Genomic DNA, 15,353 nt, shown 5'->3' with positions numbered 1-15,353 from the left:
CGCAGTCCGCCGTTACTGATACACGATGGCCTCGTAGTCCGGCGCCAGGCGGGCCAGAAGCCGGTTCTGGGTCACGGTGGGCACACCCTCGGCTTCCATGGCCTCGATCAGCAACTGGACGATGGTGTTGAACTCGGTATCGGTGTACTGGTGCCCGGCGTGAACCACCTGCATGGAGTCGCCTGTGTAGTCGCAGGGTCCATTCGCGACGCTGCAGATGTAGGTTTCCAGCCCGGCTTTGAAGCGGCTGATATCCACGTTATGGAAACGATCCACTACCCGTTCGTCGTCGGCGATTCGCACGATCAGCTCATAGACAATGGCGTCTACGCCCTTGGCGCCCCCGAGCGCCTGGTAAAGATTTTTCTGGGGCCCCAAGTGACCGCAGGCGCTCAGCACAAACAGCCCACCAACGAACACCACTTTCGCGGGGATTCTTATAAGGGCTTTTATACCTCGGCTCATCAGAAACTCCCCTCAAGTGACAGATACCACCCGGTCTGGTCCGGGAAGGTGGCCACTTCCCCCAGATCCACCCAGGCCGCCACCAGGGAAACCTGCTTGTTCGGGAACCAGCCCACAAACGCCGTGCGCCAGTCGTCTTCGAGAATAAAGGACAGGTTGTCGGGCTTTTGCCGGTACTCGGCCCCAACCAGCCAGTGACGATTGAGGAACACACCGGCGGAGACTTCCGCCATCCACTCGGCTTCATTGTTCAGGTCCCCGCCGAACCCGACCAGCCCTAACTGGTTGGCTTTGGTGGACCGGGCCGTGGCGTTCAGCAGCAGGTTGCGCCCGGCCAGGCCCGCCAGGACCAGTTTGGTGGCGCTGAGGTAAACGTCGGTGCCGCTGTCGTCGCGGGCACCGGCGGCGGCGGGCACAAAAAAGTCTTCGTTCTGCTTGTGTTGCACACCCAGGCTGACCTGGGGCCAGGGGGTGTAGATCAAGTCGCCCACCAGCCGGACCTTGGCCCCGAAAATGCGCTGCTCAATACTGGAGGGCGCCACCCCGAGTCGCTCGCTCAAGGGTTGATGGGATAAGCGCTGGCGGGCGAGGGAGACTTCCAGTCGGTTATGCCAGCTCCAGCTCCCGCCGATGACCGACAGGGCATAATCGTCGGTTTGTACGAGGCTGCCAAACAGGGTGCCGCCCTGTTCTTCGCGAGTGCCGTAGCCCGATAGCACAGCCATGGGCACGATGCCTCCGCCCGAAGCACCCTCGAGGCTGGCTGCCGCGCCCGTGGCCAACAGCCGACTGCCTTCGCTTTGGGCGAGGACCGACCCACTGAGAACGCACAACAACACCCCCAGGAGGGAGGGCGTCCACCGGAATACCGTCATGCCTTCTTCTCCAACCGCTCGGCATTACCCGCCAGCCACGCCAGAAACTCCGGCAGCGGCAACGGTTTACTGTAATAAAACCCCTGAACCCGATCACAGCCCCACTCGAGCAGCTTCTTTTCGATGGCGGCGCTCTCAACGCCTTCCGCCGTCACCTGCAGCCCCAGAGTGTGACCGAGCTCGATGGTGGAGCGGACAATCAACTGATCGTCCTCGTTCTGATCGAGCTTCAGGATAAACGATTTGTCGATTTTGAGTTCTTCCACCGGCAGTTTCTTCAATTGCGACAGGGAGGAGTAGCCCGTGCCGAAATCATCAATGGACAGGCTGACCCCCAGCGCACGAAGCCGCTCGAGATTGTTCAGGCTTTTTTCCGCTTCGCGCATGATGGCGCTTTCGGTAATTTCCAGACAAAGCCGCTTGGCGGGGAGTTCTTTTTCAGTGAGCAGACTTTGAACATAGCCCGGCAGATCATCATCGAGCAGATCCAGCGCCGACAGGTTTACCGAAAGGTGGCCCTGTGCGCTCCACTGCGCCGCCTGTGTCACCGCCTCGCGCAGCACCCAGCGCGTCAGCAGCCCGATCTGGCCGGTGCTTTCAGCCACCGACACAAACTCTTCCGGGTTGATCATTCCCATGCTCGGGTGCTTCCAGCGCACCAGTGCTTCGGCCCCCACTTTGCCACTGCCGTCGAGCCAAAGTTTGGGCTGATAGAACACACTCAATTGTGATTCGGCCAGGGCCTGTTTGAATTCGCCAAACAAGGCCAGCCGTCTCAGATGGCGCTCGTCCCATCCTTCCTGGTAGAGCGTAACCCGGCGCCGGTCCTGGCGCCCCTGGTTCAACGCCAGGTTGGCCCGCCGCAGCAGAGATTCGGGCTGGTCGCCATCCTCGGGGTAGAGCACCACGCCCAGATTGAGGTCCATACTCAACTGCAAGTCATCCAATTGAATATCCTGGCGAAACTGGGCCACCAGCGCCTCGGCCCGGGCCAGCGCCTCTTCCCGGTCCACCTGCCAGAGGAGGATGGCGAACTCATCACTGCCCAGGCGCGCGACCCGGTCGTCCGGTGACACTCCGGCTTCCAGGCGCCGCCCTACTTCCGCCAGCACCCGGTCGCCCATCTCGGGGCTCAGGGCGTCGTTCACCCGACTGAAGTTGTCCAGGTCGAGCACCACCAGGGCGAAGGAGCCCTCCGACCAGAGCGCGCGCTCGATGGCGCTCTCGATCTCCGGGAACAGCTGAGTGCGATTGATCAGCCCGGTCATCTGGTCGTGCTGGGCCTGATAAAGAATCTTTTGTTCCCGTTCGGCAATCGCGGTCTGCATTTTGGTAAAGCCCTCGGCCAGCTCCCCGAGCTCGTCCCGGGAGTGCACCGCCACTGGGGTATCGTAGTAGCCGCTGGCGATACGCCGGGCGACATTGGCCAGGGCGCTGACCGGACGCGTGACCCCCCGCGCCAACAAGACCGCCAACAGGGCCGCCAGTACCGAAAAGCCGAGCGCCACCCAAAGGAGCTGGCCGTTGAGGCGGCTAAAGGGCGCGAGCACCTGCTCCATGGGCACCTGGAGCACGGCCGCCAGCGGTGTTGGCTGCTGGGAGACCGGCAGCAGCAGGGTCATATTCTGCTCGGTCACCACTACCGTTTCGGGCTCCGGTACCGAGGCCGACAGCCGGCTCAGCAACGCCTCCCGCTGACTCGGCGCCAAGGTACCGCTCAGATACTGAGGCCCCTGCTCCTGCTGAAGGCTGATAAACGACACCTCCAGACCGGTCAGACGCTTTAGATTTTCGGTCAGGCGGTTGTCGATTTCAAAGCCCAGCCCCGCGACACCCACGGGCAAGGGTGCGCGCACGGCGGACATGACAAATTGATAGGGTCGGCCGTTGATCATCAACGAGCGGTGCTGGGTACGGCTTTCCCCCACACCAATATGGGTAGCCAGGTAGCTCCAGCTCTGCTCGGACAGGGGTTGGGTGCTGGCCACCAATTGCCCGGACTGATCGGCCACCAGGGCGATATCGGCATTGATCCGGGCAGCGTGGTTGTTCAGGGCCGAGCGCAAGGTGGGCGCGTCGGCCAGGGCCACCGCCTCCTTGAAGCCAAAGTCGTCGGTCAATACCTGGGCCGACAGGGACAACTGTTCCGCTCGAGCTTCGATCAGTTCAGCGAACACCTGACCGCCCCGTTCGAGCTCCCGGCGCGCGTTGTCGGTGATGGTTTCGCGCACCACCAGGCGGGTGGCGGAATAGGACGCAAGTTCCACCAACAACACCAGCCCCAGGAGCAACAGCAGCACTTTAAAAAGGTAACTGGTACGAATCATCTCAGCGTCCTGCCCCCATTACCGATCGAACAACCGTTCGAGCTCGGATTCCGGTTCCTCTTGGCCCGGAGCCGGCAACAAGCCCTCCAGTACCACCTGTTGCTGGAAGCCGCCCGACGACACTGTGACCCTCTGTTCGAGCGGTTCGGGCAAACGGGGGTGCTGCACCTGCAACTGGTAGTCCCCGGCCGGAATGCCGGTCAGAGTGACTTGACCCTCGGCGCCCGAGACGCCGAACCACTGAGCGTTCAAGACATAGATGAAACCGAGCATGCCGTCGTGGATGTTACAACCGAGAGCAACTTTCCCTGCCTGGTCGAACCGCACGGGTTCGGCCGTGGTGCCGTGATACAGGCGAAGCTCGAAGCGTTTGGCGGGTGAGAACGAATAGACATGATGACGGATGTCATCACTGTTGGGAAAGCGAACCAGGGTGCCGGTGCGCACGGCCAGAACCCGCGGATCAAACTGGCGATCCCGCTGGTCCATGATCGCCTCGGTCGCCGCCGGGGGTGCCCCAGCGCCACCTTCTCCCTGCAGCGATACCACGGCGTCCGACAGGGGCTGACCGGACGCCGTCAGCACGTCCACCTGCACAGCGCCGGCATGACTCGGGCTGGCAAACAGGCCGAGGCCTAACAGAATAAACAGCGCTCGCAGGGTCATGGCATCCTCGTTGATCATTGCAGGCGTGGCGCCTGATCCTCCATTCTAGCCGATTTGACACCGATTGCGACCCGCCGCCTTGGCGGCGTAGAGGGCCTGGTCCGCCCGGCCGAACGCACTACCGGGCGAGTCGCCTTCCCGGAACTGGGTAATTCCGAAGGAAATGGTGATGGTGAGCGGTTCCTTCTTGTAGTGGAAGGCCGCTTCCGCCAGCGCCGCCCGGACATCGTCCAGCACCGACAGCGCCTCTTCGTCCCGCGTTTCGGGCAGCAGAATCACAAACTCCTCGCCCCCGTAGCGGCCGAAAAAGTCCACCTCTCGCAAACGTCGGCCGATGGCCCTGGCAATCACTTTCAGCACCCGGTCGCCGGCCTGGTGGCCGAATTGGTCGTTAATACGTTTGAAGTGGTCCACGTCGCACACGGCCAGGGTCAGCGGGTGGCCGTATCGCTGCCAACGCTGAACCTCGTGCGCCAAACGCTCCTCATAGGCTTCACGGTTGGGCAACTGGGTCAGGGGGTCATGGGTGGCCTTGTGCTGATGCCGGCGCAACGTTACCCGGTTCTCTTCCGCTTCGCGTTCCATTTCCTTGACGCGGCTGGACAGCTGTTCGAGCTGGTTCGTAAGTGGCGCCGACTCGTTTTCTTTTTGCTGAAACTGATGGAGGCTTTCGCGAATATGCCCGAGCTGACTCGCCACCAGGGTTTTCAGCTGCGCCAGATCCCCAGCGGACTCGACACTGCCGGCCAGCGATTCACAGCGCTCGGCCATGGCTTCACACAGGTTCTGTCCCGCGTCCCGACGTACCGCCTCATGAGAAGCAGCGCCGCCGATAATCTGGGCGATTTCCTGCAGTTCGTGATTGACGGAATTCAGGTAGCCGGCAAACACCTGATTGGCCGCCAACCAGGAGTGCATGATCAGATCCCGCACTTCTTCGAGGAAACCCGGCAAGTCATTCAGGCTGACGCCCTGTTTGAGGCGAACCATCAGGCCCTCCAGCGTTTCCGCACCGGAGTACTCGGTGTTGACTGCGTTCATCAGGCCTTCCAGGACCATATGCAGCTCGGCCTGCAGACCTTCGGGCACGGCGCCCTCAGCACCGCGCTCACCCCGCAGGCGACCCAGAAGCCCCGGCTTGGCGTCGCGGGTCTGCTCGATCACCTGTTGCTGGAGAGTCGCCAGTTGCTGGAGAAGTGCGGGGAACAGCGCGAACTTCTGGCTGCGCATGGGCAGGCGGTTGAGGTAATGATTGATCTCGCGCTTGAGCTCCCTCGGCGGTCCCAGGGTCTGAAGCTGTTTCACCAGGGCCGAAAGCGCCGTCAGGATCTCGCCGTCGGCCTGCTCGCGCCGCTGCTCAAAACTGCGCACACACTGGTCCAGTTGCTCGGTGATTTCCGGTAAACGATCCAGCCCCTGGTCTCCGCGAAGCGCTCGGCGAAGCTCGTCGAGCACCTCGTCCAGCTCCCGATCCTGGCCGTCCGCCACAATGCTGAGTTCCACCAGCGCCCGGCGAAGCCGTTGGTAACGGTCCTCCGATTCACGCTCCAGGGTTTCGTGCGCATCCAGGGCACTCAGGTATTTTTCACGCCACACATCGCTGTCATCCGCGGCTCGAAGAGTCATAGAAGGGTTTCCGTCAATCAGAAAGCGGCCCAGACAGTATAGCTGGTCTCGCCCTTTTCTGTCGGCGGAAACGACAACGCCCGCTTGAAAGCGGGCGTTGGGGGATGCCTGAAGGGCAACGGTCGTGCGGGGGTATCAGAGCTCGCCGGCGCGAATCTGTTCCACCAGGTAATCCACGACCCGCAGCATCTCGCTGTGGCTGCCGGTCATCCGGGAGCTGACCCGGTATTTACCGTCCACGACCATCTCCGGGGTGCCGGTGATCTTGTAGCCGCGCACGCGGGCGTCCGCCTGCTTCACCTGACTGGTCACCCCAAAGGAGTTGAAAGTCTTGAGGACGGTTTCCTTGTCGGCACCGTAGGTGGCGAGGAAGTCGGCCCACTGTTCGGCGTTATTGAAACGCTTGCCTTCCTGGTGCACGGCAGTGAACACCGCCATATGCACTTCATCGAGCAGGTCAAGGGCCTGGGCGGTGTAAAAGCCGCGAGCATAAGCCTCCATGGTGGCATTCCACATGGCCGGCGTCTGGACAACCACGACGTCGTCTTTCTGCTCTTTTTTCCAGGCGCGGATCAGGGGTTCAAAGTTGTAACAGTGGCCACAGGTATAGGCAAACACCTCCACCACTTCAATCTTGTCTTCGGAGGTACTGGTGGGAACCGGGTCCGCCAGGGCGACGAAGTGCTCGCCTTCCTGGTAATTGGTGCCGCCTTCCGGGGCCTGAGCCACCGCAGACAGCGACAGGATCATCGCCAGAACACCTAACACAATGCGCATAATTCGCTCCATTTATTGGTCGTTATCAGAGGCCTGATCATACTCGCTATTGGCGTAGCGTACTGTGATCAGGCCCTAAATCATCCGCCGCCGTGGCGGCCCGCTCGGACCTTATGGCCGCTCGCGAGCCAATTAGTTCCCGGCGTTGAGACCGCCAATATAATTGGCCACCGCCTTGATTTCGGCATCGCTCAGATTTTTGGCGGTCATCCGCATCATCATCTGATCCCCGTCATTCGTCCGCTCGCCAGCGCGGAAGGCGCGCAGCTGCGTTTCGATGTATTTCGGGTACTGACCACCCAGGCGCGGGAAAGCGGCCGGCTCGTTCCCCAGGCCCGTCGGCAAGTGACAACCGACGCAGGCCGGTACACCGGTTTCCGGATTGCCAGCGCGGTAGATGCGCTCACCCAGCTCCAGCGCATTCACCTGCTCGCCGGTATAGATCTGTACGGTCATTTCCTCGGCACCGCTCAACTGCATGCTCTGGCTGGCGTAAAACGCGGCGATGTCCTGCAGGTCCTGGTCGCTCTTGCCGATGAGCTGGCCCGTCATTTGCGGCACGGCGCGGCCGGTGGTGGCCTTGGCCTCGCCCTGAGCCTTGTCCCAGGCCTGAATGTCCTTCAGTTGCTTATAAAGGTAGGGTTCGCCCAGATCCGCCAGCTTGGGGAAGTCGGGCGCCGGGCTGTTGCCGTCCTGGCCGTGACAGGCGGCACAGACGGCGACTTTTTCGGCACCGGCTTCGGGATCGCCATCGGCGTTCACGCCCGGCATTACAATCAGAGCACCCAGTGCGAGGAGCAAATGCTTCACTGAATATTTCATTGGCTAACCTGTCAATTCGTTTATTGTCGCGCCCGCTCCGCAGTCATCGGGCGACATTTGAGCGCCCACGGGCTACAATCGGCTGCCCCGCCGGACCTGGGGGCGGTTTATCGACCGCCGGGCCCCACGGGCACCGCGCATTATATGGGATAACACAGGCTTTTGCAGGGTTTTATGACCACAGAAATCAACTTCCACGGGGCGACTTTCGAGCAGAGCGCTCCCAGCATTCGAGAATGTCCGCCCGAATCCGGCGCGGAAGTGGCCTTCGCCGGCCGTTCGAATGCGGGCAAATCCAGCGCGATCAACGCCCTGACGCAGAACTCCAAACTGGCCCGTACCAGTAAGACGCCGGGGCGGACCCAACTGATCAATTTCTTTCGGGTGGGGGAGGAGCAGAAGCTGGTCGATCTGCCCGGCTACGGTTACGCCAAGGTGGCACGCAGCATGAAGGAGCAGTGGCAGGCGAACCTTTCCGAGTATCTGCAAAAGCGCGAGTGTCTGCGCGGGCTGATTCTGCTGATGGACATCCGCCATCCCATGCAGGAGTTCGACACCATGATGATCAACTGGGCCGTCGAGATTGATATGCCGGTCCACATTCTCTTGACCAAGGCGGACAAGCTCAAACGCGGCCCGGCACAGAACACCCTGTTTGCCGTGAACAAGCAGATGAAGGAGGCGGGGGTGCAAGATCTGGTCACCGCCCAGTGCTTTTCCTCTCTCAAGCGCGATGGCGTGGAAGCACTCAAAGCCAAGCTCACCGAATGGCTGACTTTACAAAACTAAACCAAAGAACCGCGTAAAAACCGGGAACGGGCGGGAACTAAGCCCCGGGGGCAGCGTCAGAGCGTATAAGACGTGATCAATCAGTCTTTCCTCCGCTTAACTGACACTACCCCAAGGGTGTCAGTCATTGCCCCCGGTGGTCGCCCCCTGACCACCGGTTTTTTTGCCCCTCCAAAGCTCATTCGTTACTACGATTCGCGACCACCCCAGCCGCGCGCCTATCGGCAAGGCAAAAAAAACCCGACCAGTGGCCGGGGTAGCTGAGTCATTCGGTAAGCTGAATGGCATTAAGCCAAGTTAGGGGAGTTGCACATGAAAAACACTGTTCGTATATGATCCGACTCACCCCACTGGCAAAAGTTCACGCCCTCGTAAAAAAATTGGCAAAAAAGTGAGCCAAAGAAAGGCACCACCGACGACTGGCCCTCAATGGGCCTCGTCCCAGTTCTCGCCCACGCCCGCATCTACCTGCAGGGGTACTCGAAGCTTGGCCGCCGCAGACATGCGTTCGACAACCCCCTTGCGCACTTCATCCAGCTGCTTCTCCGCCACTTCCAACACCAGTTCATCGTGTACCTGCATCATGATGCGGGCATCAAGCTTCTTCTTTATAAGCCACTGGTCCACATCGATCATGGCGGTTTTGATGATGTCCGCCGCCGTGCCCTGCATGGGCGCATTGATGGCGGTGCGCTCCGCGGCCTGACGCAGGCTGCCGTTGCGGGCATTGATCTCCGGCAGGTAGAGCCGCCGCCCCATGATGGTTTCGACAAAGCCCTGCTCGTGAGCCTGGGCACGGGTGTGGTCCATGTAGCGCTGAACGCCGGGATAGCGTTCGAAATAAAGATCAATGTATTGCTGCGCTTCCTGCCGACCGATGTGCAGCTGTTTGGCCAAACCAAAGGCCGACATGCCGTAAATCAGGCCAAAGTTGATGGCTTTGGCGCGACGGCGCATTTCGGTGGTCACCTTCTCAAGGTCGGTGCCGAACACTTCGGCAGCGGTGGCCTTGTGCACATCCAGCTCTTTTTCGAAGGCGTTCAGCAAGCCCTTGTCTTCGGACAGGTGCGCCATGATACGCAGCTCGATCTGGGAGTAATCGGCCGCCAGCACCTTGTAACCTTTGGGGGCGACAAACGCCTGCCGAATGCGCCGGCCCTCCTCGGTGCGGATGGGGATGTTCTGCAGGTTGGGGTCCGAGGAGGACAGGCGGCCGGTGGCGGTCACGGCCTGGTGATAGGAGGTATGAATCCGGCCCGTGGCCTTGTTGATCATCAGCGGCAGCTTGTCGGTGTAGGTGCTCTTGAGCTTGCTCAGGCCCCGGTATTCCATCAACAGCTTGGGCAGCGGATAGTCCAGCGCCAGCTCCTGGAGCACTTCCTCCGCGGTGGAAGGTTTACCTTTGGGGGTCTTCTTGAGCACGGGTAACTTCTGTTCTTCGAACAGAATTTCCCCCAGTTGTTTGGTGGAACCCAGGTTAAAGGCGCGGCCCGCGATCTCATGAGCCTCCTGTTCCAGTTCCGCCAGCCGTTTGCCCAGCTCCTGACTGTGCTCCCCCAGACGTTTGGCATCCACCAGCGCGCCGTTGCGTTCAATGTTGGCAAGCACCGGAACGAGCGGTATTTCCAGGTCAGTAAAGACTCGCTTCAAGGGCTTGATGTCAGACAGCTGGGGCCAGAGCTTGCGGTGCAGCCGAAGCGTGACATCGGCATCCTCCGCTGCGTAGGGCGCGGCGTCCTCAATCTTGATCTGGTTAAAGGTCAGCTGTTTGGCGCCCTTGCCGGCAATATCCTCAAATGAGGTACAACGGTAATCCAGGTACTTCTGCGCGAGGCTGTCCATGTCGTGCCGACTGGCGGTGGAGTTCAGCACATAGGATTCGAGCATGGTGTCAAAGGCGATACCCTGCAGGTCGATATCATGATTGCGCAGGACATTGCGATCGTATTTGAGGTTCTGCCCCACTTTGGCCTTTTTGGGATCTTCCAGCAGTGGCTTAAGGGCATTCAGCACCTTGTCCCGGTCCAGCTGCTCGGGCGCTCCCATGTAGTCATGGGCCAGTGGCACATAGGCGGCCTTGCCCGGCTCCACCGCAAAGGAGACCCCGACAATTCGCGCCTCCATAGCGTGCAGGCTCGTGGTTTCGGTGTCAAAGGCGAACAGCTCCGCCTTTTTCAACGCGCTCAACCACTGGTCAAATGATGCTTGCTCGGTAACGATCTCGTAGTCCACCTCGACCTCTGGTTCGGTGCTGGCAGCAGGCGCTACCTTCTCGTCGACTTCGTCGAGCTCCGTCACCCAGGTTCTGAATTCCAGTTCGGTGAAGAGTTGTTTGAGGCGGACGTTGTCCGGTTCGCCCCGGTGAATATCACCCGGCTTGAGATCCAGCGCCACATCGGTCTTGATGGTCGCCAGCTCACGGGACAGGTAGGCCTGCTCTTTGTGCTCCTCGAGCTTCTCGGGCATTTTCTTGGCGCCCCGGAAGCCCAGCTCGCGGACCGCTTCCAGGTTGGCATAAATAGAATCAAGATCCCCCAGACCTTCAATAAGGGCCCGCGCGGTTTTTCCCCCGACCCCCGGCACACCGGGAATATTGTCGGATTTGTCGCCCATCAGCGCCAGGTAGTCGATCATCAACGGTGGCTCAAAACCGTACTTCTCCCGCACGCCCGCCTCGTCCAGGTGGGTGCCGTTCATGGTGTTGACCAGGGAGATGTGAGCGTTCACCAACTGGGCCATGTCCTTATCGCCGGTGGAGACAATCAGGTCCCGTTTCTGTTCGGTGGCCTGCTCCGCCAGAGTGCCAATCACGTCATCGGCCTCGACGCCTTCTATCACCAACAGCGGCAGTCCCATGGCTTCTACGATGTCCTTGATTGGCTGCACCTGCGGGCGGAGATCATCGGGCATGGGCGGGCGCTGGGATTTGTATTCGGCGTAAAGGTCGTCCCGAAAGGTTCGCCCCTTGGCATCGAAAATGACGGCGACCGGGCTGTCGGGAAAATCCTTGAGCAGCCGCCGAAGCATACTGATGACCCCTTTCACGGCGCCCGTGGGCTCACCTTTGGCGGTATTGAGGGGCGGCAGGGCGTGGTAAGCGCGGTAGAGGTAGGAAGAACCGTCCACCAGCACCAGGGGAGCTGTCTGGGTCATAGGGTCAAGGCCTGTTCACACAATTGCGGTCGAATCCGAATGGATTGGAGGGCAAGCATAACCCAAAACCGCGAAGCGGTTCAGCCGCAGGTTATAACCAAAAACCTGTTACTGGCGTGTTACCCCTCTATTTTTTAGGGTTTACTTCCACTAATTCGCCTAAGTATGCGAATTGCTTAACAAAAACCTCACATTTTTATCATCAGCATGAAATACCACTGGACTATAGTAACGACTGTGTTACTATAGGTAACACATAGAGAGCACACCACTCTAGTACACACTTACGGAGCTATTCGACACCAAGACGAATGGCTCCCCACTGGGGAAACCCATGGAGGGCGAAACCATGAAGAAACTTGGCTTGATCATCGCAACTTTTGTATTTGCCGCGAACGCGGCGGCTGACGGCGTTGCCACTGGCGCCCAACCGAGCATGGCCATTGCTACCGCTGAAGCGGGCGTAGCCCTGCAGTGGGAGCTTCCGGAAAATGCAAAAGAACAACGCGACATCGTGACTGAAAACGACCTGGAGCAACACTCTCAGGCGCTGAATGAAGAAATAGAAGCAAAACTGAACGAACGGTTGGACGAGAAGCTCAGCCGCCAGTTGCAGGCAAACTTTTAACGATCCTCGCTTGGTCCGCTTTGGCGGGCCCTTTGTATACCGGTGAGCCGGGCCCGGCGCCCGACTCACCTTTGACCGACGACTCTCCTCGCTTATCTCCCTGCCCGGCCAATGGCCCGGCGGGGATTTTTTTGTCTGCCGCTCAGCGCCCCTCGCTCTCCAGGCAACGGGCCACATCCTCGCCCAAGCGCTCCAGCAGTTGCGGATAACTCGCAACCTCCTCCCGCGCGCCCAGCAAATCCAGCTCGGCCAACCGCAACCCCAGCTCATCCGCCAGACGGCGCGCCGAACTCATATCGTAATAGGGCTCGGTAAACAGACAGGCGGTGTCCTGTAGCGTCTCACGCAGCTCGTAGAGATGGCGCGCACCCGGGCGACGCTCGGGCGAGAGGGTCACGGCCGCCCGCTGATTGAGTTGGTAATGCTCGACAAAGTGCTGATACCCGGCGTGGTACACCGCAAAGGGCACCTCACGCACCGGCGCCAGACGATTCTCCAGTGCTTTATCCAGCTCAGTCAGGCTCTGCGTCAGGGCACGAGCCCGGCTTCGATACCCGTCCGCCCCCGCAGGGTCCAGGCTCGCGAGCCGCTCCGCCAGTGCCAACGCGGCAGCGGATCCGTTCTGTGGGTTCAGCCAAAGGTGAGGGTCCCGCGGGCCGTGATGATGTTCATCGTGGCCGTGCTCGCTGTGACTCTCCTCGGGCCAGTGAATGCCGCCCAGCTCCGCCAGCGTAAGGCGCTGCTCAGGCTTGAGCCGAGCCAGGGGCCGGCGCAGAAAGGTTTCCAGGTCCTCACCGACCCAGACCACCAGGTCCGCCCCGGTGAGCCGCTGCATGTCGGAAACCTTGAGCGGATAATCGTGAGGGGAGGCATTGGGCGGCAGCAGGTGGCTGACCTGACCGCCCTCACCTACCACCGCTCGGGCAATCAACGCCAGCGGTTTGATACTGGTTACGACCTCAACCTCGGCGCGAGCCGTGCTCGCGAACAGACTCAGCCCAGTCAACAATAACCCAAAGCCGAGCCGAGCCAAAGGAAGCCGGCGAACAATGCTGGAACGCATAGGGGAACTCGCACCTGTAGACAGAAAGGGTTATAGTGTAACATCTTTGGGAAGAAAAGCCCGAACCGAGGCCCTGCTATGACTCACACCCCTCTTGCGTTCCGCCATCACAACCACCGGCTCTGCGTGCGTGGTGCGCTGGATTCGGCCCGGACGCTCTGTAACGAGCGCGGCGCCCGCCTGACGCCGTTGCGCGAACAGGTATTGGAGCTGGTGTGGCAGAGCCACAAACCGCTGGGCGCCTACCAACTGATGGATCAACTGGCCACGGCCTCCACGCGTCGGGTGGCCCCCCCAACGGTCTATCGGGCATTGGATTTTTTGCTGGAACAGGGCCTGATTCACCGGATCAACGGCCTGAACGCCTATGTCGGCTGCCCCAGCCCCGAGCACCGTCACCCGAGCCACTTTTTACTCTGCCGGGCCTGCGGGGTCGCGGTAGAGATCGAGAGCGCGCAATTGAACGAGACGATTATGGACAACGCCCGCGAGGCCGGATTCCGGCTCGAGAGCCACTCGCTGGAAGTGACCGGGCTGTGCCCGGACTGCCGGAGCCAGTCCGATGCCTGAAGCCCTGCTGAGCGCGCGCGGTATCGCCGTACAACGTGGCGGACGCACGATTCTCCACGGCGCCGACTTGACGCTGGAGCCGGGCAAGATCGTCACTCTGATCGGCCCCAATGGCGCTGGCAAAACCACACTGGTGCGCTGTGTGCTCGGGCTGATCCGCCCGGATGCGGGCGTCCTCGAGCGTCGGCCGGGGCTACGCATTGGCTATATGCCCCAAAAGCTCCATATCGATCCGAGTCTGCCGTTGACCGTAAAGCGCTTTCTGACCTTGGGCGGCAAGCCCCGCCTGCCTCTGCGGGAGGTGGTGACGCTGACGGGTATCGAAGAGCTGCTCGGCGCGACCATGAGCAACCTCTCCGGCGGTGAAACCCAGCGGGTATTGCTCGCCCGGGCCCTGCTGCGGGACCCGAACCTGCTGGTGCTCGATGAGCCGGTCCAGGGCGTGGATGTCACCGGTCAGGAAGCCCTGTACCAACTGATCAACGACATTCGCCGCCAGCGCGAGTGCGGCGTGCTGTTGGTCTCCCACGACCTGCACCTGGTCATGGCCACGACTGATACCGTCATCTGCCTGAACCAGCACGTGTGCTGCCACGGCCATCCGGACCAGGTGACCTCGGACCCGGCCTATCAGGCGCTGTTTGGTGAGAAGGCCAAGCCACTGGTGGCGCCTTATACCCACCACCACGACCACAAACACGACGACCACGGCAATATTGTCGACCTGGATAACACGCACGATCATGCCTGATTTTCTCCTATACGCACTGCTCTCCGGCCTGGGCGTGGCCCTGGTAGCCGGTCCCCTGGGGGCCCTTGTGGTCTGGCGACGCATGGCTTACTTCGGCGACACACTGGCGCATTCGGCGTTGCTGGGTGTGACTTTCGGCTTGCTGCTGAACGTCAACCTGAACCTGGCAGTGGCCGTCGGCTGTCTGCTTCTGGCCCTGATTTTGGTCGCCCTGCAGCACAACCGCCTGCTCGCCACCGACACCCTGCTCGGTATTCTGTCCCACTCCACCCTCGCCCTGGGCCTGGTGATGGTGAGCCTGTTTACCAACAGCCGGATTGACCTGTTGGGTTATCTGTTCGGCGATATTCTGTCCGCCAGCGCCGTGGATGTGGTTACCGTCTGGGTGATCTCGGTGCTCGTGTCGGCCCTGCTGCTGTTGCTCTGGCGGCCACTACTGGCGATTACCGTGCACGAGGACCTGGCCCATGTGGAGGGCGTGCCGGTCACGGCCGTGCGCACCGCACTGATGTTGCTGATGGCCCTGGTGATCGCCATCGCCATGAAGGTGGTGGGAGTACTGTTGATCACTGCCCTGTTGATCATCCCGGCGGCGACCAGTCGCCGCCTGACCCGCTCCCCGGAGGCCATGGCATTGGTGGCGAGTCTGCTCGGAGCGCTGTCGGTGGCCGGGGGCTTGGGCGCCTCCTTTGTCTGGGATAGCCCCGCGGGGCCCTCGATTGTGCTCTGTGCCACCGCCCTTTTTGCGCTTTCCCTGCTCAAGCGCGCCGACGGTTGAGTCACCCAGAACAACAATATTTTTGTAAATCTGCTTTATTTGACCGAATTTTGTGCAATACTT

14 protein-coding genes are annotated in these 15,353 nt (G+C 60.9%); 5 read left to right on the top strand and 9 right to left on the bottom strand.

Annotated features, from left to right (window positions below; all coding sequences use genetic code 11):
- Positions 1-12: 12 nt before the first annotated feature.
- From G547_RS0100345 to G547_RS0100315, 7 genes are all read right to left on the bottom strand, one after another.
- A complete protein-coding gene (locus tag G547_RS0100345) occupies positions 13-465 on the bottom strand; it encodes a group I truncated hemoglobin (RefSeq protein WP_084645488.1) in 453 nt (150 codons plus the stop codon).
- Positions 465-1,340 (bottom strand): DUF3034 family protein, encoded by an 876-nt coding sequence (locus G547_RS0100340; protein ID WP_027328145.1) that lies wholly within the window; start codon positions 1,338-1,340, stop codon positions 465-467. Before G547_RS0100340 ends, G547_RS0100345 begins: the two co-directional genes overlap by 1 nt.
- Positions 1,337-3,667 (bottom strand): putative bifunctional diguanylate cyclase/phosphodiesterase, encoded by a 2,331-nt coding sequence (locus G547_RS19360; protein ID WP_051234502.1) that lies wholly within the window; start codon positions 3,665-3,667, stop codon positions 1,337-1,339. The genes G547_RS0100340 and G547_RS19360 overlap by 4 nt, the downstream gene beginning before the upstream one ends.
- Before the next feature lie 18 nt (positions 3,668-3,685).
- On the bottom strand, positions 3,686-4,351 hold the full coding sequence (locus tag G547_RS0100330; RefSeq protein WP_157209732.1) for a methylamine utilization protein: 666 nt from the start codon (positions 4,349-4,351) through the stop codon (positions 3,686-3,688).
- Between the two features lie 27 nt (positions 4,352-4,378).
- Positions 4,379-5,959, bottom strand: a complete 1,581-nt coding sequence (locus G547_RS0100325) for a GGDEF domain-containing protein (protein WP_027328143.1) — start codon at positions 5,957-5,959, stop codon at positions 4,379-4,381.
- Between the two features lie 135 nt (positions 5,960-6,094).
- Positions 6,095-6,736 (bottom strand): thiol:disulfide interchange protein DsbA/DsbL, encoded by a 642-nt coding sequence (locus G547_RS0100320; protein ID WP_036186325.1) that lies wholly within the window; start codon positions 6,734-6,736, stop codon positions 6,095-6,097.
- A gap of 132 nt (positions 6,737-6,868) precedes the next feature.
- Entirely contained in the window at positions 6,869-7,558 is a 690-nt protein-coding gene (locus tag G547_RS0100315; protein ID WP_027328141.1) for a c-type cytochrome, read from the bottom strand.
- A 174-nt stretch (positions 7,559-7,732) separates the two neighbouring features.
- On the opposite strand from G547_RS0100315, the gene yihA reads away from it, so the two are divergent.
- Entirely contained in the window at positions 7,733-8,347 is a 615-nt protein-coding gene (yihA, locus tag G547_RS0100310; protein ID WP_027328140.1) for a ribosome biogenesis GTP-binding protein YihA/YsxC, read from the top strand.
- Positions 8,348-8,773: 426 nt separating this feature from the next.
- Here the strand turns inward: yihA and polA are convergent, their stop codons facing one another.
- Positions 8,774-11,500, bottom strand: coding sequence for a DNA polymerase I (gene polA, locus G547_RS0100305; protein ID WP_027328139.1), 2,727 nt, complete (start codon positions 11,498-11,500; stop codon positions 8,774-8,776).
- 334 nt (positions 11,501-11,834) lie between these two features.
- On the opposite strand from polA, the gene G547_RS0100300 reads away from it, so the two are divergent.
- Positions 11,835-12,128 carry a hypothetical protein gene (locus G547_RS0100300; protein ID WP_027328138.1) on the top strand — a complete coding sequence of 98 codons (294 nt, stop codon included), beginning with the start codon at positions 11,835-11,837 and terminating at the stop codon, positions 12,126-12,128.
- A gap of 142 nt (positions 12,129-12,270) precedes the next feature.
- On the opposite strand, the gene G547_RS0100295 is transcribed toward G547_RS0100300, so the two are convergent.
- Positions 12,271-13,191: a zinc ABC transporter substrate-binding protein gene (locus G547_RS0100295; RefSeq protein ID WP_051234501.1), complete on the bottom strand. Its 921-nt coding sequence runs from the start codon at positions 13,189-13,191 to the stop codon at positions 12,271-12,273.
- 78 nt (positions 13,192-13,269) lie between these two features.
- Between G547_RS0100295 and G547_RS0100290 the strand changes: the two genes are divergently transcribed.
- The 3 genes from G547_RS0100290 to znuB are packed head-to-tail and all read left to right on the top strand — an operon-like array spanning position 13,270 to position 15,290.
- Positions 13,270-13,761, top strand: coding sequence for a Fur family transcriptional regulator (locus G547_RS0100290; RefSeq protein ID WP_027328136.1), 492 nt, complete (start codon positions 13,270-13,272; stop codon positions 13,759-13,761).
- Positions 13,754-14,512 (top strand): zinc ABC transporter ATP-binding protein ZnuC, encoded by a 759-nt coding sequence (gene znuC, locus G547_RS0100285; RefSeq protein ID WP_027328135.1) that lies wholly within the window; start codon positions 13,754-13,756, stop codon positions 14,510-14,512. The genes G547_RS0100290 and znuC overlap by 8 nt, the downstream gene beginning before the upstream one ends.
- Positions 14,505-15,290: a zinc ABC transporter permease subunit ZnuB gene (gene znuB, locus G547_RS0100280; RefSeq protein WP_027328134.1), complete on the top strand. Its 786-nt coding sequence runs from the start codon at positions 14,505-14,507 to the stop codon at positions 15,288-15,290. The genes znuC and znuB overlap by 8 nt, the downstream gene beginning before the upstream one ends.
- The last annotated feature ends 63 nt before the right edge of the window (positions 15,291-15,353 follow it).

Origin of the sequence: Marinimicrobium agarilyticum DSM 16975 (assembly GCF_000423345.1) — a bacterium.
GTDB lineage: Bacteria > Pseudomonadota > Gammaproteobacteria > Pseudomonadales > Cellvibrionaceae > Marinimicrobium > Marinimicrobium agarilyticum.
The sequence above is the reverse complement of the archived record's forward strand: the minus strand, read 5'-3'. Positions and strand labels throughout refer to the sequence as shown.